This is a genomic window from Salinicola sp. NYA28a (assembly GCF_976982775.1).
The window spans coordinates 1,263,416-1,280,748 of the sequence record NZ_OZ334582.1 but is presented as its reverse complement, the minus strand read 5'-3'; the positions used below and the strand labels follow the sequence as shown (position 1 = coordinate 1,280,748).

The 17,333-nt window shown below is 62.3% G+C and carries 15 protein-coding genes; 8 read left to right on the top strand and 7 right to left on the bottom strand.

All coding sequences use genetic code 11. From position 1 onward, the window contains the following. Positions 1-20: 20 nt before the first annotated feature. Positions 21-629, bottom strand: coding sequence for a LysE family translocator (locus ACWHY3_RS05810; protein ID WP_071230258.1), 609 nt, complete (start codon positions 627-629; stop codon positions 21-23). Between the two features lie 180 nt (positions 630-809). Here ACWHY3_RS05810 and ACWHY3_RS05805 point away from each other — a divergent pair, with 180 nt between their 5' ends. Continuing rightward, a complete protein-coding gene (locus ACWHY3_RS05805) occupies positions 810-1,133 on the top strand; it encodes a DUF883 family protein (protein WP_071230257.1) in 324 nt (107 codons plus the stop codon). Positions 1,134-1,290: 157 nt separating this feature from the next. Further along, complete coding sequence (locus ACWHY3_RS05800) at positions 1,291-1,701, top strand: carboxymuconolactone decarboxylase family protein (protein ID WP_448127815.1); 411 nt, start codon at positions 1,291-1,293, stop codon at positions 1,699-1,701. A 188-nt stretch (positions 1,702-1,889) separates the two neighbouring features. Here ACWHY3_RS05800 and ACWHY3_RS05795 read toward each other — a convergent pair whose 3' ends face one another. From ACWHY3_RS05795 to ACWHY3_RS05785, 3 genes are all read right to left on the bottom strand, one after another. Then, positions 1,890-2,657, bottom strand: coding sequence for a Crp/Fnr family transcriptional regulator (locus ACWHY3_RS05795; protein ID WP_448127814.1), 768 nt, complete (start codon positions 2,655-2,657; stop codon positions 1,890-1,892). Positions 2,658-2,962: 305 nt separating this feature from the next. Beyond that, positions 2,963-3,577: a hypothetical protein gene (locus tag ACWHY3_RS05790; RefSeq protein ID WP_332780081.1), complete on the bottom strand. Its 615-nt coding sequence runs from the start codon at positions 3,575-3,577 to the stop codon at positions 2,963-2,965. A gap of 175 nt (positions 3,578-3,752) precedes the next feature. Further along, a complete protein-coding gene (locus ACWHY3_RS05785; RefSeq protein WP_332780080.1) occupies positions 3,753-4,829 on the bottom strand; it encodes a glycosyltransferase family 4 protein in 1,077 nt (358 codons plus the stop codon). Between the two features lie 39 nt (positions 4,830-4,868). Between ACWHY3_RS05785 and ACWHY3_RS05780 the strand changes: the two genes are divergently transcribed. After that, positions 4,869-6,974 carry an HAD-IIB family hydrolase gene (locus ACWHY3_RS05780; RefSeq protein ID WP_087720039.1) on the top strand — a complete coding sequence of 702 codons (2,106 nt, stop codon included), beginning with the start codon at positions 4,869-4,871 and terminating at the stop codon, positions 6,972-6,974. Next, the gene (locus ACWHY3_RS05775; RefSeq protein ID WP_448127813.1) at positions 6,971-7,846 is read left to right on the top strand and encodes a glycosyltransferase family 2 protein; all 876 of its coding nucleotides are present in this window, start codon (positions 6,971-6,973) and stop codon (positions 7,844-7,846) included. Before ACWHY3_RS05780 ends, ACWHY3_RS05775 begins: the two co-directional genes overlap by 4 nt. On the opposite strand, the gene ACWHY3_RS05770 is transcribed toward ACWHY3_RS05775, so the two are convergent. Further along, positions 7,837-9,036: a glycosyltransferase gene (locus tag ACWHY3_RS05770; RefSeq protein WP_448127812.1), complete on the bottom strand. Its 1,200-nt coding sequence runs from the start codon at positions 9,034-9,036 to the stop codon at positions 7,837-7,839. The two genes, ACWHY3_RS05775 and ACWHY3_RS05770, sit on opposite strands and share 10 nt — an antisense overlap. A gap of 277 nt (positions 9,037-9,313) precedes the next feature. On the opposite strand from ACWHY3_RS05770, the gene ACWHY3_RS05765 reads away from it, so the two are divergent. Then, positions 9,314-9,691 (top strand): hypothetical protein, encoded by a 378-nt coding sequence (locus ACWHY3_RS05765; protein ID WP_448127811.1) that lies wholly within the window; start codon positions 9,314-9,316, stop codon positions 9,689-9,691. Between the two features lie 54 nt (positions 9,692-9,745). Here ACWHY3_RS05765 and ACWHY3_RS05760 read toward each other — a convergent pair whose 3' ends face one another. Then, positions 9,746-11,389: an alpha-glucosidase gene (locus ACWHY3_RS05760; RefSeq protein ID WP_448127810.1), complete on the bottom strand. Its 1,644-nt coding sequence runs from the start codon at positions 11,387-11,389 to the stop codon at positions 9,746-9,748. Between the two features lie 251 nt (positions 11,390-11,640). Further along, on the bottom strand, positions 11,641-13,377 hold the full coding sequence (locus tag ACWHY3_RS05755) for an alpha-amylase family glycosyl hydrolase (protein ID WP_448127809.1): 1,737 nt from the start codon (positions 13,375-13,377) through the stop codon (positions 11,641-11,643). A gap of 514 nt (positions 13,378-13,891) precedes the next feature. On the opposite strand from ACWHY3_RS05755, the gene ACWHY3_RS05750 reads away from it, so the two are divergent. The 3 genes from ACWHY3_RS05750 (at position 13,892) to ACWHY3_RS05740 (ending at position 17,323) form a co-directional block, all read left to right on the top strand. Next, positions 13,892-14,245, top strand: coding sequence for a con-10 family general stress protein (locus tag ACWHY3_RS05750; RefSeq protein ID WP_087720032.1), 354 nt, complete (start codon positions 13,892-13,894; stop codon positions 14,243-14,245). Positions 14,246-14,590: 345 nt separating this feature from the next. Then, the gene (locus ACWHY3_RS05745; RefSeq protein ID WP_087720031.1) at positions 14,591-15,421 is read left to right on the top strand and encodes a Crp/Fnr family transcriptional regulator; all 831 of its coding nucleotides are present in this window, start codon (positions 14,591-14,593) and stop codon (positions 15,419-15,421) included. 111 nt (positions 15,422-15,532) lie between these two features. Next, positions 15,533-17,323 carry a thiamine pyrophosphate-requiring protein gene (locus ACWHY3_RS05740; RefSeq protein WP_448127808.1) on the top strand — a complete coding sequence of 597 codons (1,791 nt, stop codon included), beginning with the start codon at positions 15,533-15,535 and terminating at the stop codon, positions 17,321-17,323. Positions 17,324-17,333: the final 10 nt, after the last annotated feature.

Sequence of the window (17,333 nt, the reverse complement as noted above, 5' to 3'; positions counted from 1 at the left end):
TGAGCCGCCCGGACGCAGACTCAGCCCAGCGCCACACGAGCCGCCAACCCCAGCAGGACGATGCCCGTCAGGCGGTGTATCCACGCCGCGTGTCGCTGCAGCCACGGCAGCACACGGGAGTGGGATAGCAACAGCGCCACCAGCACGTACCAGCCGCCGTCCACCAGCGTGGCGGTGGCCACGATCAGCCAGCGCCCGGCCATACTCAGATCGGCGCTGACGAACTGACTCAACAGTGCGACGAAGAACACGATCAGCTTGGGATTGCCCAGCGCCACCAGCAGGCCATCGCGCATGGCGCGGCGCCAGTCGCTCGCCCGCTCGGCAACGTTGAAGCCGCCGTTACCGCTGGCCCGGAGAGCCTGAATGCCCATCCAGGCCAGATAGAGCGCGCCGCCCCAGGTCACCAGCCGATACAGCCAGGGCTGGTGAACGATGACCGCCGCCAGCCCCAGCACGGTCAACCCCGCGTAGAGACCGACCCCCAACGCATGGGTGACACCGGCGATCACGCCACACCAGCGGCCGCCACCGACCGTGTTCTGCATGACCATGGCCAGGCTGGGACCCGGCGACATGGCACCCAGAGCGCAAACCGCCAAGAGAGACAACCAGAGTTGCAACGACACGTCGACTTCCTGTTTCCGCCATTGAAATCCGCGCATCGACTATACCTGACGCTTGCCGCCCGGCCGACTCCGCGAGGCACCGACCAACGAGCGATCGCAGGATTTCCAGCGGCACGGGCACTTTACAGCGTCTACGCTGTCATACGCACTCAGGCCCATAATCCATCAGGGAGGTGAAACATGAGCCTATTCAAGCGTGAAGACCGTGAAGCCCGTACCGATCGCATTCGTGCCGATCTGGACGATATCGGCGATCAGGCCCAGGCACTGGGACGTGACCTGCGAGACGACACACAAGACGCGATCGAAGAGGCACGACTGCAGAGCGAAGCGCAATATGCTCGCATGGCGGACCAGGCCCGCCAGCGCAATCGCCGGGTCAAGCGTTCCGCCAATCAGTCGGTCAATGAGTGCGACCGTTACGTGCGTGAACATCCGTGGTCCAGTATCGGGGCAGCCACGCTGGCCGGCGCCGTGATCGGCCTGTTGATTGGCCGTCGCTAGCCTTTCCGACGCCCCGCCAAGCGGGGCGTTCTGTTTTCCGGTTACGTCTAAACCATAGTTTCAATCTTTAACTGCAATTAAACATTCCAATCAAGGCTGTGGAAACTTGAGAACGATAGTCGTTTAATCGCATGACACCTGAATTCAGGAGACCGAGATGAACGCTAACAAGTGGCAAACGATCGACGTTAAAAACATCGATAAATCAGCGAGATCACTGCACGCCTGCTCACTGGATCCGTCCATTCGCTGCCTGGCCGAGTTGCGCGCTTCGCAGATCAACGGTTGCCTGAGCTGCACGCATTTCCGTCGCGAGCAGGCCGAAGCGCTGGGTATCTCCTCCAGCAAGCTGCAGGCGCTGGCCGCTTGGGCAGAGTCCGACGAGTTCAATGAGCGCGAAAAAGCCGCATTGGCCTGGTGTGAGTCCTTCACCCACTTTCGCCCCGCCAATCCGGCCACGCGCAAACTGGCGCTGAATGCGTTCTCCCCGCGGGAACTGGCGGATCTGACCATGGCGATCGAAATGACCAGCGCACTGAGCCGCGCCATGCGCCGCGCAGCGGTCTAGCAAGACTCCACGCCAAGTTTCATCTCGGCTCGCTCTCGTCAATTACGGGAGCGAGTTTTTGGCGTCTGGCGTTCGACTTTTGGCCTTCATTGCCAAACGCTCATGCATCGTTTTTCCACTTCCCCCCCTATTTCACCCCTTATCCCGCACGTCGCCCCGAAGCCGCAGCCTGCAGATAAAAGAACCGGTCAGGCAATGTGAGCGACGCGATCGTGCAGGCACCCCACCACGTGGCCCTCGCTGGCCAACGCCGGCTTGTCGAGCACGGTCACCCAGCCTCGGGCGAGCTTGATCACTCCTTCTTGGCGGAATGCCGTCAACGTCCGGCTGACATGGACCGGCGACAGACCGAGCGCATCGGCAAGCTGCTGTTGGGACAACGGCAAGCGAAAGCACTCGCCCGGATGGTCATCGTTATATTGCAGGCGGCAGAATATCTTGAGCAGCAAATAGGCCACACGCTGGCGAGCGCTGCGACGCGAGAGATGCACCAGCCGCTCGCTCAGCACGGCCTGCCGATAGGAACAGACCGCAAAGCAGACCGACATGAGACTCGATGATTCACGAAACAGGTCCAGCAATTGGCGGTTGGCGATGGTTCGAATCTCGCCGTCTTCCAGCATGGCAACGCTGGAGAGCCGATACTTGAACGAGAATTCATGTAAACCGATGATATCGCCGGGTAGAAATATGTCGAGGATGTGCCGCGTGCCATCCTCCATGTAGCGAAACGAATAAGCCCACCCTCGTCGCAATGCGCAGAAATCACGCACAAGGTCGCCCTCGTGCCAAATCACCTGTCCCTTGGTGGCATCAATCGCAGTACCTTCCAGTGCGTCGAGCTGACGACGGTCATTTTCAGAAAGTGTTGCGTAGCGACTGAAATGGTGGGCAATACAGCCATCCTGCTGACCCATTCGCTCGTGCCTTCTTAAATTTTTCAGGCATGACAGCATGTTAGCGAAAGGAGGTACATAACACCGGTTAGATAGGCAGGGTAAATACGGCAACGGGAATGTTCTAGGCGTCTACGACGAGGCTTTTCAGAACATTCAACGCCGATCCGATACCATCCAGAAATGACTATCCAAGAATGGACAGTGCGAAAATTATATTTTGAAACGAGGGACCAACCGATACATTAACCAATAACAACTCCATGATCTGGCCGCCTTGAAAGCGCCACTTGTGGCCAGGCTGCCAGACCATGTAAGGAAAGCCGACTCGCCAAGGCAAGGCCCGTCGAGCCTCGAAAAGACCGTCACCCCGCCGTGCGATTCAAGGTGCCGATCAGATAGAGATCGTGCAGGTAGGCGTCGAGCCGGGAAATACCATGCGTCATGGCGATCACGGCGTAGATGAGCAACATCAGAATCCATTCGCTGTTCATCCAGGCCAGCGACGCCACCGGAACCTGATAGGCAATCGTGTAGAGGCTGAGCCCGCCGAAGAACATCACCACCAGGCAATTGATCAGCACCAGCGACAACAGCACCGGACGACTGTCGCTGACGGGCGGGTTGGTCTGCCAGGAGAGCGGATGACGCACGCGAACCTGGCCATTGGAGACGATCCGACGCTGGCGGCGCAGCAACGCCGCCAGGTACTGCGATGCATCGGGGCGGGAAGCCGCAGAAAGCGCAAGGCGTTTGTCGAAACGCGCGCCGAACAGCCGGCCGACGAGATCCAGCAACCCCTTGGACTCGCCCGTTGCCGCATACTGCTCTGCCTGTCGCGACAGCTGGCCAAGCGGGCTGTCGTCAAGCGTACGGCGCTCGTCATCCTCGAAGTTCTGGGCGTAATAGATGTCGTAGACCTGATAGACGGAGATCGCGACGCCCAGGAAAATCAGCAGGTACATCAATACGCTCAGCATGCTTGTCTACTCTCCTCAGCCTTCCCGTCGAGAGCGGCATCATAGCAAGTGGACGTCGAAACAAGCCATGCCCACCGGTGCGACAACGGGTCACCGCGATCGCAACCCGTCGGGCAGCCCGCCGGGATCGCCGGTGGCCCGCTCATCAGCGCGCCCGGCCGAACATCGTTCGGCTTCAGCCAGCTTCCCTGACGTCATCTCCCGCCAGCAGACGACGGTAGAGCTGCACGTAATCCTGCGCCATCCGTCTGGCGGTAAACCGTGCCATGAATGCCTCGCGAACGCGGCGGCGGTCCAGCTCGGGTAGCCGCTTCACCGCCTCCACTGCCTGGTCGTGAGAGTCGACGACGAAACCGCTGACACCCTCCTCGACGATCTCCTCGACGGCGCCGTTGCGCCAGGCGATCACCGGCGTCCCGCAGACCATCGCCTCGATCATGACCAGGCCGAAAGGCTCCGGCCAATCGATCGGAAACAGCAGCGCCCTGGCATCGCCGAGCAACCGTTGCTTCTGGCGATCGTTGACCGGGCCGATGTGCCGAATGTCCTCGTCGAGCTGCGGCAGCACATGCCGGTCGAACCACAGCGGATTGCCGACATCGATATCGCCCGCCAGACGCAGTGCATGGCCGCTGGCCCGCGCCACGTCGATAGCGCGATCCGGACGCTTCTGATCGGTCATCCGGCCGATGAAAGCCAGATAACCTCCTTCCCCCTTACCTACGTTAAAGCGCGCCGGATCGAGACCGTGGTAGACCGTTCCTTGACGGTTCGACTCCGGAATCGCGGCGCCCTGCGCGCGGGAGATCGCCGCTACGGGCAAATCGGGGAAGCCCGCGAAGAAAAGCTGGCGATCCAGTTCGTCCACCCGCCAATGGATGGTGGTCAAGCTGTGGCGACGCCGATCACCCAGCACCGCGGCGTGACAGAACTCGCCGTGACAGTGGATGACGTCGAACTCGTCCAGATGCTGGCGCAGCTGTTCGAGCACCAGCGATTCCAGAACGCCGGGGACGCCCGGCGGCACGTTGCTCCGGCGCCGTTGCCACTCGCTCAGGCTCGGTGACGTCTTAAGATGACGCGCGCTGGTATGACTGTCCGATGGGGCCAGGAGGGTCACATCATGGTTCATCGCCACCAACGCCTCGGTCAGATCGTGGACGATGCGTTCGGTGCCGCCGTTATCCACCGGCGGCACCGGAAAAATGACCGGGGCGACCTGAGCGATGCGTAATCGCGCTTCGAAGGCCATGGCAAGAACATTCCCTGTTCAGGTGAAAAGGATTTCATCATGCATATCGTACATGTGGCACTGCAGGGCTGCCTGCGTGGCAGCGATGTCGAGTATGGCATCACGGCCGACACCGGCGGCCATATTCGCTATCTGCTGGAACTGGTCGAGGCCTCGGCGCAGGATCCGGCGATCGAGCGCATCACCCTGGTCACTCGCGCTTTCGACTGCGACTTCAGCGAGCTGGACTACCGCTGCTCGAGCGAAACCGTCGGCCCCAAGGTGACGCTGGTTCGGCTGCCGACCGAGCACTCCGGCTATCTCCCCAAGGAGCAGCTGTGGCAGGAGCTGCCCTCGTTCATCGAGGCCTTCGAACGCTGGCTGGCAACGCTGCCGGCCCCGCCGGACGCCCTGCACGCCCACTACGCCGACGCGGGTGAAGTCGCCGCGGCAATTGGCGCCCGTCATCGCCTTCCGTTCGTGTTCACCGCCCACTCCCTGGGACGCGGCAAGCTTAAATGCCTGGCCGATGACGGCAAGGGGATCGACATCGAGACACAGCGCGTGCTGCAGCGGCGCATCGCGTTCGAAGAGCGCGCCATCAGCAAGGCCTCGCTGATCATCGCCAGCTCCCGCGACGAAGCCGAGGTGCAGTACGCCGACTACCTGCACTACGACGCCGGCCGCATTCGGGTGATCGCGCCCGGCAGTCACCTGGCCGATTTCACCGGAGCCACGTCCACTCCCGCGGTAGAGACGATGCTGGGCCAGTTCCTGCACGATCCCGACAAGCCGGCCATCCTGGCCATCGCGCGGCCGGTCACGCGCAAGAACCTGGCGGCCCTGCTACGAGCCTTCGGAGAGAACGAGGCACTGCGCGAAAAGGCCAACCTGGTGATCGTCGCCGGTGTCCGTGATCGCATCGATGCGCTGGAACCCGAACTCGCCGACAACCTGCGAGAACTGCTGGAGCTGATCGACGACTACGATCTCTACGGGCAGGTCGCGTATCCGCGGCATCACGCCCCCGAGGACGTGCCGGCCTTCTACGCCTGGGCCCGCGAACGCGGCGGTGTGTTCGTCAATCCGGCACTCAACGAGCCGTTCGGCCTGACCCTGCTGGAAGCTTCCGCGGCGGGCCTTCCGCTGATCGCCACGGACAGCGGCGGCCCCAACGACATCATCGAGCAGTGCGGCAACGGCATTCTGGTCAACCCACGCCATACCGAGCAGATTGCCGAACAGACGCTTGCCCTGGTCGAGGACCGTCCACGCTGGCTTCGCATGGCCCGCAACGGCCGGGAAGCGATCAAGGCGTTCGATTGGCAGCGCCACACGCAGCGCTACCATGACCTGCTCACGCGGCTCTGCCGGTCGCACTCGCCGTCGAAGCCACTGGCAAAGGTGCCGGCGCCGAGGGCGCTGCTGGTCTGCGACATCGACAACACGCTGACTGGCTCCTCGGCCGGCATTCGCGCCTTCAACGCCTGGTATCGGACGCAATTCCGGCTGGGGTTCGGAGTCGCCACCGGGCGCAGCTTCCATAGCGCCCTGTCGATTCTGGAGCAGGCCGGCATCCACTATCCGCAGTTGATCATCTCGTCGGTTGGCTCCGAGATTCACTACCTGGATGCCAACGGCGTGACCTATTACCAGGACCATGAATGGTCGGAGCAGATCGATCGCTGCTGGCAGCAGGAGGCGATTCAACAGGCACTGCTCGATTTCCCGGGACTGACGCCGCAGGGCGCGCTGGAGCAGCGTCGGCACAAGTTGAGCTATTTCAGCGACGGCGATCCCGGCCTCGTCGCCGATATCCAGGCGCATCTGCAGGCCCAAGGCCTGGCATCGACGGTCATTCACAGCCATGGGCGCTACGTCGATATCCTACCGGTCGATGCGTCCAAGGGGCTAGCGGTCGAACACGTACGCCAGCGCCTGAAGATCGACCGCCAGTCGCTCTATGTCGCCGGCGACTCCGGTAACGATCTCGACATGCTGCGCTCGTCCCCGTGTTCGATCGTGGTCGCCAACCACAGCGACGGCCTGCTCGACGCGCCGGGCATGAAGCACGCCTATGCCGCCGGCGCCACGCACGCCCTCGGCATCATCGAAGGGGTCAGGCATTTTCAGCGGCGTCACGCGCCGGGAGATCTCGCCTCATGAAGCTGAGCGCACTGACGCTGGTTCGGCACCGCCGCGAACATCTCGTCAACCTGATGCTGAGCCTCGACGCCCAGCATCATCGCCCGGACGAGCTGGTCATCGCCTGGATGCAGCCCGAACCCGAGACGAACCTGCCCGCCACGCAGTTTCCCGTCAGGCACGTCATGGTGGAGGGCGATGCGCTGCCCCTGGCGCGGGCGCGCAATGCGGCAGTGGCCGCGGCTCGCTTCGAGGCGCTGGTGTTTCTCGATGTCGACTGCATCGCCTCCCCGACATTGATCGAGCGCTATCATCACGCCCTGCGCCAACGCTCGGCGCTTTACCTGGGGGAAGTGCACTACCTGCCGGCCGATGCCGTACGCCGTCGGGCCGATGGCACGCTGGACCGGGAGCGTCTGGCGAGACTGGGCGAGCGGCACCCGGCGCGACCGGCCATCGAGGCCGACGAGATTCGTCCCGAGCCGGACCCCGGCAACCTGTGGGGACTCTCGTTTGCGCTGATGCGCGAGGATCATCTGCGAGCCGGCGGCATGGACGAGGAATACGTCGGCTACGGCGGCGAGGAGACCGACTACGCCTGGCGGCTGGCGGCGGCCGAGGTGTCCTTCCACTGGGTCGGAGGCGCGTTGGCGTGGCACCAGCATCATCCGCTGTATGCCCCGCCCTGGCCCCACTTCGACGCCATCATTGCCAACGCGCGGCGCTTCCATCGGCGCTGGCAACACTGGTGCATGGATTACTGGCTGGAGCAGTTTAGCGAAGCCGGCGCGATCGACTGGTCCCCCTCCGCCGATCGCATCGAGGTGCTGCGCCGCCCTGGCGAACAGGAAATCGCCGCCGCGCGTCTGCCGGCCAGCGCGCGCTACGGCTGATACCTCTCGCTGGCAACCGAGCGCCTATCATCCAGGGAAGTGACGCGATCGGGAAAACTTTCATTGGCTTCGTTAGCCGGCTGCCCCGTCGTGGTTCCCTCCCACAGCCGGTCGACGCAGCGCTCGAGCCACTGTGCAGCGCGACGGGCGGCATCGGCCGCGTAGAGCTCGCTGAGCCGGCTGATATCCAGAGCTCGCGCCTGCTCGAGAATCGCCTGCCAGCCGGCGAAGTCGGCAGGCCATACCGGCATGTCGACCGCCGCGCCCAGCTCGGCCAGCCGCTCGGCCTTGCGGGTCTGCTCGCCGAAGTAGCGCCATTCCGGCGCGACGATATACGGCCGTTCCAGCATCGCGATCTCATGCACCGTGTTGTCCCCCGCGGAGGCCAGCACGATGTCGCTGGCAGCCAGGTAGTCCACCACGTTGTCGACCCAGCCACGGTTGATCAGGTTGGCGAAATCGGTCTCGTGGCCTTCCAGGCGTAGCGGCCCGATGGTCAGAAACAGCGTCTCGGGTGCCGCCCGCGCCGCCACCGTCAACGGGGCATAGGGCGTACCCGAACCGCCACCGCCGGTCAGCGCCACCACGATCTCCCGTTCCGGGTCCAGCCCCAGCCGCTGGCGCGCCTCCTCCCGGCTCGGCACCTGGGGCGCCGTGGTACAGAGCCCGCCACTGTAGAAGGTCTTTCTGCGCAGCGCATCGGGATAGTCGGCCTGCTCGAGACGTTCATCATAAGGGGCCAGCATGCCGACACAGGCTTCGTAGGCCCCCTGATGCCCAGGATCGTTGCGGTCGCCATGCATGCGAATCTTGACCGCCGGAATGCTGGCGATACGGGACAGCAGCGCCAGTTCCGCCGAGACATCGATGACGAACAGCCCGGCATCGATGTCATCGAGATGATCGATGATCCGGCGCATGGTCTGCCGCATCTCGACCACCCCCATCGGCACGCAATGCATGACCGAGGGCGTCGGCTGCTCGAACAGAGCCTGCGTCGGGACATCGGCGCCGATCATGTCGGGCAGCTCGACCATGTCGATCTCTCGCTCGAAACCATCGAACAGCGACGGGTCGGCGGTCATGACGCTGACCGGCCGGTCCGGGGAAAACTCGCGAATGATCGCCATGGTCCGCCGCGCATGGCCCCGGCCCTGGTGGTGAACGAAAAAGCTGATCGGTTTTTTCATGACACAGTCCCTGTCGAAGATGATTCCCACGCCCGGAGGTAGCCGCCGTTGCTGATGATCCTCCCGATACGAAAGCCGGGCCCGCTAAAATTCGACCCATCTGCCCCAAAAGTCCGGTACTCGTTCGTGAAACAGGCGCTCGGATTAACCCAGATAAATAAGCGCATCGTTCAGGCCGCCTCCCCGATCCGAGTTGTTCTGCCGGTTCCCACGCAGTGAATGTCGCTCAGCGAACGACACGCAGCGAACGATGCTCCAATAGCGACTCTTCTCATGGATGAGCCGATGCCGTCTGCGGCGGCGTCCACCTGCTCGACTGGACAAATCTCTCCCACGAACTTCGCCGCCGCTACCTGGCCCAGCGGCGGACCGTTCCGGGCGGGCGTCATATCACGACGCCAACCTCGGCGTCAGCGTCGCCGCCTATCTCGCCGTGGGCGGGTGCGCGCCGCTGGTCGCCCACGAGGACGTCAAGCTCGTCGGCACGTTGCAGCGGCACGGCTTCACCATCGACTGGTTGCAGACCATGCGGGTCAAGACCAGTGCCCGGCGCGAATCCAGAGCCCCCGAAGGCCTGGGCGCGCGGCTGCGTTCACTCGAGGAAAATCGCGCCAGCGACACCCGCCGTCTCCGATCACGACGTTCTGCCCTGTAGGCCGGGCCGGCGTGCGCCCACCGCGGCTTTGCGCTCAGAACAGCGGCTTTGCGTTCAGAACAGGAAAGCAACGCCGAATGGCGGCAGACGCAACTGCCCTTCCTGGATCAGCGCCTCGGATGAAGACGTTTCGCCCAGATGGTAGCCGGTTGTTCGCGCCGAGAAGGGCGACAGCTGCAGCGTCACGGTGTCGGCCGAGAAGTTGTAGACGCAGAGGACCTTGGCCTCCCCTTCCCCGCGTTCGAACGTCAGCACGTTGTCCTGAACATCGAACAGCGTCGTCTCTCCACCGCGCAGCGCCGGCGTCGCCTTTCGCCACTTCAACAGGCGGCGGTATTCGTTGAGCAGCGAAGCGTCATCGGCATCCTGACGTTGAACGGCCAGCGCGAGATGTTCGGCAGGCATCGGCAACCAGGCGCTGCGCGCTCGGGTAAAGCCGCCGTTGGGAAGGTCGTCGGTCCAGGGCATCGGCGTGCGGCAGCCATCTCGTCCCAGGATGTTGGGGTAGTTGGCGATGCCGTAAGGGTCGCGCAGCTGCTCGAAGGTCAGTTGCGCCTGGGTCAGCCCCAGCTCGTCGCCCTGGTAGATGCAGCAGGCGCCGGGCAGCCCGACCAGCAGCGCGGCCAGCAGCCCATCGAGGCGCCGCTCGAGCCCCTCGTCGAACTGCCCGTGCCCGGACCAGCGCCCCTTGAGCCGGGGGAAGTCATGGGTGCCGAACGTCCAGCACAGCCGGTTGTGAGGGAACAGCGCCAGGCAGCGCGACAGCAGCGTATGCAGGGTCTCGGCGGTGAACGGTCTATCGGTCACCAGCGAGGCGTTGTAAGCGAGATGCAGCCGTCCCTCCTCGACGTACGCCGCCGCATCGGCGATCGAATCCTCGGTGGAGGATATCTCCCCCAGCAGCAGCGTACCGGGATACTCGTCCGCCAGCGCGCGCAGCTCGGGCAGCATCTCCAGCGTCTCGGGGCGGCTGACCGTGCCGGCGTTGATGGTATCGAAGTAGGGGTCGGTAGCTCCCGCGCCGGCCGGTCTTGGCGCATCCGACGGACGGGGCGGGTTGTCGGCCAGGGTGCGATCGTGAGCGTAGAAGTTGACCACGTCGAGCCGAAAGCCGTCGACGCCGCGCTCCAGCCAGAAGCGCCCCGTCTCCAGCACAGCGGCGCGCACGTCGGGGTTGTACCAGTTGAGATCGGGCTGCGAGGCGAGAAAGTTGTGAAGGTAGTACTGGCGGCGCTGCTCATCGAAGGCCCAGGCCTCGCCGCCGAAAGTGGCCCGCCAGTTGTTGGGCGGGCCGCCGTCCTCGGCCGGCTCCGCCCAGACATACCAGTCAGCCTTGGGATTGTCGCGACTCGAGCGGCTCTCCTGGAACCAGGGATGCTGATCGGAGGTGTGATTCCAGACCTGATCCATCAGCACCTTGAGCCCGGCGTCGTGGGCTTCCGTCACCAGCGCCTCGAAGCTCGCCATATCGCCGAACATCGGCTCGATGGCACAGTAGTCGCTGACGTCGTAGCCAAAATCTTCCATCGGCGAGCGGACGAACGGGCTGATCCAGATGGCATCCACGCCCAGCGCGGCGATATACGGCAGCCGCTGGCGAATGCCGTCGAGATCGCCGATACCGTCGTCGTTGGCATCCATGAAGCTGCGCGGATAGATCTGGTAGATCGCGGCATCGTTGCGCCAGTCTCGGGTCATCGTGGGGGCTCCTCGGTGGGTCATCCTCATGCACGGGTCGTCTTAGCGTAGAAGACCGGCCAGCGTCGAAGACCGACGATGTCGCCGGTCGGCCGCAGGCTCGATCGACGACGCGGTCGTTCGCGCCGTGCTCGGCGGTTCTCGAGCGTTCTCTCAACGGTTCTTCCAGCGACTATTTCAGCAGTTCTTTCCAGCAGTGCTTTCCAGCAGCGCTTTCCAGCAGATCTTGCAGCAGCGCTATCAGCGGCTCTTCAACCGTTCCGGGTTGGCGCGGAATCGGCCAGGTCGGCCAGGAGCACACCCCAGGGGCCCAGTCGGCAGGAGGTCTCCAGGCCGGCCGCGTGGCCCACCCCTTCCACCGGGCGCAGGTTGCCGAACGGTTCGAGATCCACGTCGATCGCTCGATCGGAGACGTTGAACAGGCAGAGCAGGCGCTGCTCCTGCGATTCTCGCAGCAGGCCGAATAGCGGGTCGTCGTACGTCAGTATGGTGGTCCTGCCAGCCTTGAGCGCGGGCTGCAACGTGCGCCAGCGCAGCAGACAGCGCCAGTGGTTGAGCATCGAATCCGGATCGGACTGCTGTCTCGCGACGCTCCGCTGATAATGCGCCACCGGTATCGGCAACCACGGCTCGGCGCGACTGAAGCCCGCGTTGGCGTCACCGTCATCCCAGGGCATCGGCGTGCGCGAGCCGTCGCGCCCCTTGAGCGTGGGGTACATGGTTCGGCCGAACGGATCCTTGAGCTTCTCGGGGGGAATGTCCTCGGGAATCCTCGCCTCTTCCAGGCCGAGCTCGTCCCCCTGCCAGAGGCAGAACGAGCCCGGCAACACCAGCAGCAGCGTCGCCATCATGCGATAGAACGCGGGCGGGTAATCCTCGTCGGCAGCGCCCCACTGGGAACGTAGCCGCCCGAAGTCGTGATTGCCGACGATCCAGCAGACGCCCTCCTCGCCGAACGCATCCAGCGCCCGGCTCACCACCTCGCGCAGCCGGCCGGCCCGCATCCGCTCCTCGAACAGCAAGGCGCCGTGATAGGCCAGGTGCAGACGACGATCGTCCGCGGTGTACTCGGCGGCGAGCTGGATGGAGTCTTCGGCTTCGATCACCTCCCCCAGCAGCACCACGCCGGGATACTCATCGACCAGTTCGCGCAGCGGCGCGAGCCGTTCCAGTGTTTCCGGCCGGCAGAAACTGTTGACCAGCAGCTGCTCCGCCAGCGGATTGTCCATCGAGACGCCGTCGGGCACCCCGGATCCTTCTTCCCGTGGCGGGTTGTCTCGTAGTTCCGGGTGATGACAGAAGAAATTGACCGCATCCAGACGCATCCCGTCGATGCCAGCCTCCAGCCAGTAGCGGGCCGTGTCGAGTACCGCATCCCGCATGTCGTCGTTGAACCAGTTCAGATCCGGCTGGCTGGCGAGGAAATTGGCGTAGTAGTACTGCTGGCGCGTTTCGTCATAGTGCCAGGCGGACTCGCCGGAAAACGAAGAGCGCCAGTTGTTGGGCGGGCCACCGTCTTCTGCAGGATCGGCCCAGACGTACCAGTCCGCCTTGGGATTGGCGCGGCTGGCGCGGCTTTCCACGAACCATCTGTGCTGGTCCGACGTATGGTTCCAGACCATGTCCAGAATGACGCGAATCCCCCGGCGGTGGGCGAGATCGACCAGCCGGGTGAAATCCTCCCGGGTGCCGAACAGCGGCGCGATCTCGCGTTCGCCGGTCACGTCGTAGCCGAAATCGTCCATCGGCGAGACGAACACCGGCGTCAGCCAGATCGCATCCACGCCCAGCGAGCCGATGTAGTCCAGACGCTGAATAATGCCTTGCAGGTCGCCAATGCCGTCGTCGTTGCTGTCCTGGAAGCTCCAGGAGGACAGTTGATAGATGACCGCGCCGCCCCACCAGTCGATTTTCGGCTCGCCAGCGGCATCGTGGAGCGAGGCACGACGATTGACGATGGGATCTCGCCACCAGGGCCTAGACTTCATCCGCGACTCCCGTCTCCCCAGGGAAGATAACGGTATACTTCTCGGCTTTGCGCATCCGTTCGCCTCCTTTCATGGGTTGCGCCCCCTATCCACGGATGGAGCCATGGGTTGCGACACGGACTGCGCTCTCCTATCGACGAGCGCTGAGGGATCAACCGGTCCCCGTGAATCGAACCCCGCGAAAAGCGCCTGCAGTCTGTCAGGCTCGACATAAGCCAGTTCTGCCTCTTCTCCCCTTTACCCCAGTGGTTTAATACCTCCCCTCTTTTCGCACAAGCGCAACAATTAACCTGGATCACAATCAGAACTTCCCGAGCAATTGGGTCTTGTAAACAACGACTTGCGCCTAACTAAAACTAACCTCAATTAGGGCTAAATAAAAACAATGTTTCCTAATCACACTTAATAACATTTAAAAACCTGATTAGCTCGACCCAGTATGAGATTCCACTATCTTGAATATCGATGGCGATGCCATCGTTTATACCGAACCTAAGGAAAGGGAGAATCTGAAATGACAAACCGTAATCCCGGTAATTTTCAGAATGATCGTGAAAAGGCTTCGGAAGCCGGTCATAAAGGCGGCCAGGAAAGTTCCGGCAACTTCAAGAACGATCCCGAGAAGGCTGCAGAAGCTGGCCACAAGGGTGGCCAAGAGAGTTCCGGTAATTTCAAGAATGACCCCGAAAGAGCTGCCGAAGCTGGCCACAAGGGTGGTCAGGAGAGTTCCGGTAATTTCAAGAACGATCCTGAAAGAGCTGCCGAAGCTGGTCACAAGGGCGGTCAGGAGAGTTCCGGCAACTTCAAGAACGATCCGAAGAAGGCCTCCGAGGCTGGCCACAAGGGCGGTAAAAGTCAGGGCCATTGAGCCTTGTTGATAGCGAAAAAAGCAGCGCTTCAGGGCGCTGCCTTGAAAAAAGCACCTTTTCGATGATCCAGAGTCGAAGGACAGGCTCCATGACGGGTGCGGTAAACAACGCGGATAACGCCCCGTCAGCCTGCTCCTTTACGTGCGGTGAATGATCGGTTTTCGTCAACAATTCCGCCAGGATGCAAAGCCAACATCGAACAGCCGTGCCAGGCAGTTTGTAATAAAAGCCTTTTGCAAAGCGCTTTCAATGTCAGGCCAATGCGGCCAAAACGATTCTCGTAGAAAGGCTTTCAAGCCAATTTGCCGGACCATCTGACAGAACATTTGCCGAGGTAGATCACTATGTCTTCACTAGTCGAAGTGACTGGCCGACCATCCAAGCTTTCCCGACGAGTCTCGGCGAACTCCCAGCTATGGCATGACTATTCACTCTATTTCGAAATCTTCTCTCACCACGCACCACTGTCGATCAGCAACCGCGAAACGCTGGCTGAGCTACAGCAGGCACCCCGTCGCTTCAAAAAGGGAAGCGTGATCAAGAATCACAACCTGAATAACAGATATCTGTTGGCGATTCAGGATGGTTGGGCATGCTCCTGCCGCGTCACCGAGGAAGGTAAACGCCAGATCATCGATCTCTACTTGCCTGGCGACATCGTCGGCCTGCGTGACTATCACGCTGGTGGTCGTTTCGACGAGGTCATCATGTTGACCGACGGCCTGGTCATCCCGATGCACAAGTCCCAACTCGATCAGGTGATGCAGAAAGACCACAGCCTGGTGCATGCCATGCTCGCGGCCACCATGCACCAATGCAACATCATGGCGGATCGACTCAACAATCTGATCAGTCATGACGCAACGACACGGCTCGCCTATTTCGTGCTCGAACTGCATGCGCGTCTCAACTTTTCGCGCTCAGAGATGAGGGATCTGACCATCCCCCTATCCCAGCAGGTCATCGGTGATCTATTGGGCATGACCAACGTACATGTGTGTCGTTGTCTGAGCCAGCTCGAAGCCAAGGGTCTATTAACTCGGGATAAGGATTCACGCAATATTCGGCTTCTCGATTACCCGGCACTATTGGCGTTAGCCGGTTTCAATACGGCCTATCTGCATAGCTGCAGTCGCGCCAGGCAACGCGCCGCCACAGCATCCAAATCGCATTGATCCAATAGCCAATCCCACCGATTTGACCGTTTTATCGACACTGGCCTGACTGGTCATCGCACATTCACGGTTCAGGAAGAACCGGTAGCGCAGTGGATAAAGGAGGCCTCAATGGCAGAACAAGTCAGCGATTTCATCATCGGTCGGCTACAGGCATGGGGCATCACCCGGATATTTGGCTACTCCGGTGACGGCAATAACGGGCTCATGGGCGCGTTGAACCGTGCCGAAGGGGCGATCGACTTCATTCAGCCAAGGCACGAGGAAATGGCTGCCTTCATGGCTTGCGGGCACGCCAAGTTTACCGGCGAAGTCGGTATCTGCATGGCGACCTCGGGCCCTGGAGCGATCCATCTGCTCAATGGGCTCTACGATGCAAAGAAGGATCACGTGCCGGTGGTTGCCATCGTCGGACAGCAGGCCAGGACGGCGCTCGGCGGCGAATACCAGCAGGAGGTGGATCTGGTATCGCTGTTCAAGGATGTCGCCGGCGATTACGTGCACATGGCGACAAGCCCGGGGCAGGTTCGTCATCTGATCGATCGTGCCGTGCGCATCGCCCATGGTGAGCGTACCGTCACTGCCATCATCGTGCCCAACGACCTGCAGTCCCAGCAGGCCGTCGAAGTACCCGCGCATGCCCATGGCACCGTACATTCCGGGATTGGCTACACCTCGGCCAGCATCACGCCTGACGCTCGGGCACTCGCCCAGGCGGCAGAGGTGCTGAACGCGGGCAAGCGGGTTGCCATTCTCGTGGGCGCCGGGGCCAGAGGCGCGGAGCGGGAACTCGAGGAAGTCGCCGGCCTGCTCGGTGCCGGCGTTGCCAAGGCCCTTCTGGGGCGAGACGTACTGCCGGACGACCTGCCCTATGTCACCGGATCCATCGGCCTGCTGGGCACCAACCCCAGCTGGATCCTGATGTCCGAATGCGACACCTTGCTGATGATCGGCTCGAGCTTCCCCTATTCGGAATTCCTGCCGAAGGAAGGTCAGGCTCGCGGGGTACAGATCGATATCGAACCCCGCATGCTCGGGATGCGCTATCCGATGGAGGTCAATCTCAACGGTGATAGCGTGAGCACGCTTCAGGCACTGCTGCCGCTGCTCAAACGCAAGACCGACCGCCACTGGCAGCGCTCCATCGAGTCCGCCGTCGCCGAATGGTGGAAGCTGCTGGAAAAACGCGCCATGAGCGACGCCGACCCCATCAATCCGCAACGCGTGTTCTGGGAAGCTTCCGAACGCCTGCCCGACCGTTGCCTGCTAACCTGTGACTCCGGCTCGGCAGCCAACTGGTACGCCCGCGACCTTCGTTTTCGCGAAGGGATGCGAGGCTCGGTATCGGGTGGCCTGGCAACCATGGGCAACGCGGTGCCCTACGCGATCGCGGCAAAATTCGCCTTTCCCGATCGGGTCTCGATCGCTTTCGTCGGCGACGGTGCCATGCAGATGAACGGCAACGCGGAACTGATCACGGTCAGCAAGTACTGGCACCGCTGGGACGATCCACGGCTCATCGTGGTCGTGCTCAACAATCGCGATCTCAACCAGGTGACCTGGGAGATGCGCGTGCAGGACGGCGACCCCAAATACGAAGCCTCGCAGGATCTGCCGGCGTTCTCCTACGCCCGCTACGCCGCGTCGCTGGGACTGGTCGGGATCGAGGTGACGACGCCGGAGCAGATCGGCGATGCCTGGGACCAGGCACTCGGCAGCGACCGGCCAACGGTGCTCGATTTTCATACCGACCCGGACATTCCGCCCATCCCGCCCCATATCGCCAAGGAGCAGGCAAAGGCCTACATGTCGGCGCTGCTGCACGGCGACCCGGATGCCCTGGATACCATCAAGGCATCGGTCAAACAGTTCTCGAAAAGCTTCATCGCCAAGACACCTTGATCGGGATGCA

Excerpts from the sequence above, each read along its gene's own strand:
- ACWHY3_RS05805 (WP_071230257.1), top strand. The coding sequence starts at position 810 with ATGAGCCTATTCAAGCGTGAAGACCGTGAAGCCCGTACCGATCGCATT.
- ACWHY3_RS05800 (WP_448127815.1), top strand. The coding sequence starts at position 1,291 with ATGAACGCTAACAAGTGGCAAACGATCGACGTTAAAAACATCGATAAA.
- ACWHY3_RS05795 (WP_448127814.1), bottom strand. The coding sequence starts at position 2,657 with ATGCTGTCATGCCTGAAAAATTTAAGAAGGCACGAGCGAATGGGTCAG.
- ACWHY3_RS05790 (WP_332780081.1), bottom strand. The coding sequence starts at position 3,577 with ATGCTGAGCGTATTGATGTACCTGCTGATTTTCCTGGGCGTCGCGATC.
- ACWHY3_RS05785 (WP_332780080.1), bottom strand. The coding sequence starts at position 4,829 with ATGGCCTTCGAAGCGCGATTACGCATCGCTCAGGTCGCCCCGGTCATT.
- ACWHY3_RS05780 (WP_087720039.1), top strand. The coding sequence starts at position 4,869 with ATGCATATCGTACATGTGGCACTGCAGGGCTGCCTGCGTGGCAGCGAT.
- ACWHY3_RS05775 (WP_448127813.1), top strand. The coding sequence starts at position 6,971 with ATGAAGCTGAGCGCACTGACGCTGGTTCGGCACCGCCGCGAACATCTC.
- ACWHY3_RS05770 (WP_448127812.1), bottom strand. The coding sequence starts at position 9,036 with ATGAAAAAACCGATCAGCTTTTTCGTTCACCACCAGGGCCGGGGCCAT.
- ACWHY3_RS05765 (WP_448127811.1), top strand. The coding sequence starts at position 9,314 with ATGAGCCGATGCCGTCTGCGGCGGCGTCCACCTGCTCGACTGGACAAA.
- ACWHY3_RS05760 (WP_448127810.1), bottom strand. The coding sequence starts at position 11,389 with ATGACCCGAGACTGGCGCAACGATGCCGCGATCTACCAGATCTATCCG.
- ACWHY3_RS05755 (WP_448127809.1), bottom strand. The coding sequence starts at position 13,377 with ATGAAGTCTAGGCCCTGGTGGCGAGATCCCATCGTCAATCGTCGTGCC.
- ACWHY3_RS05750 (WP_087720032.1), top strand. The coding sequence starts at position 13,892 with ATGACAAACCGTAATCCCGGTAATTTTCAGAATGATCGTGAAAAGGCT.
- ACWHY3_RS05745 (WP_087720031.1), top strand. The coding sequence starts at position 14,591 with ATGTCTTCACTAGTCGAAGTGACTGGCCGACCATCCAAGCTTTCCCGA.
- ACWHY3_RS05740 (WP_448127808.1), top strand. The coding sequence starts at position 15,533 with ATGGCAGAACAAGTCAGCGATTTCATCATCGGTCGGCTACAGGCATGG.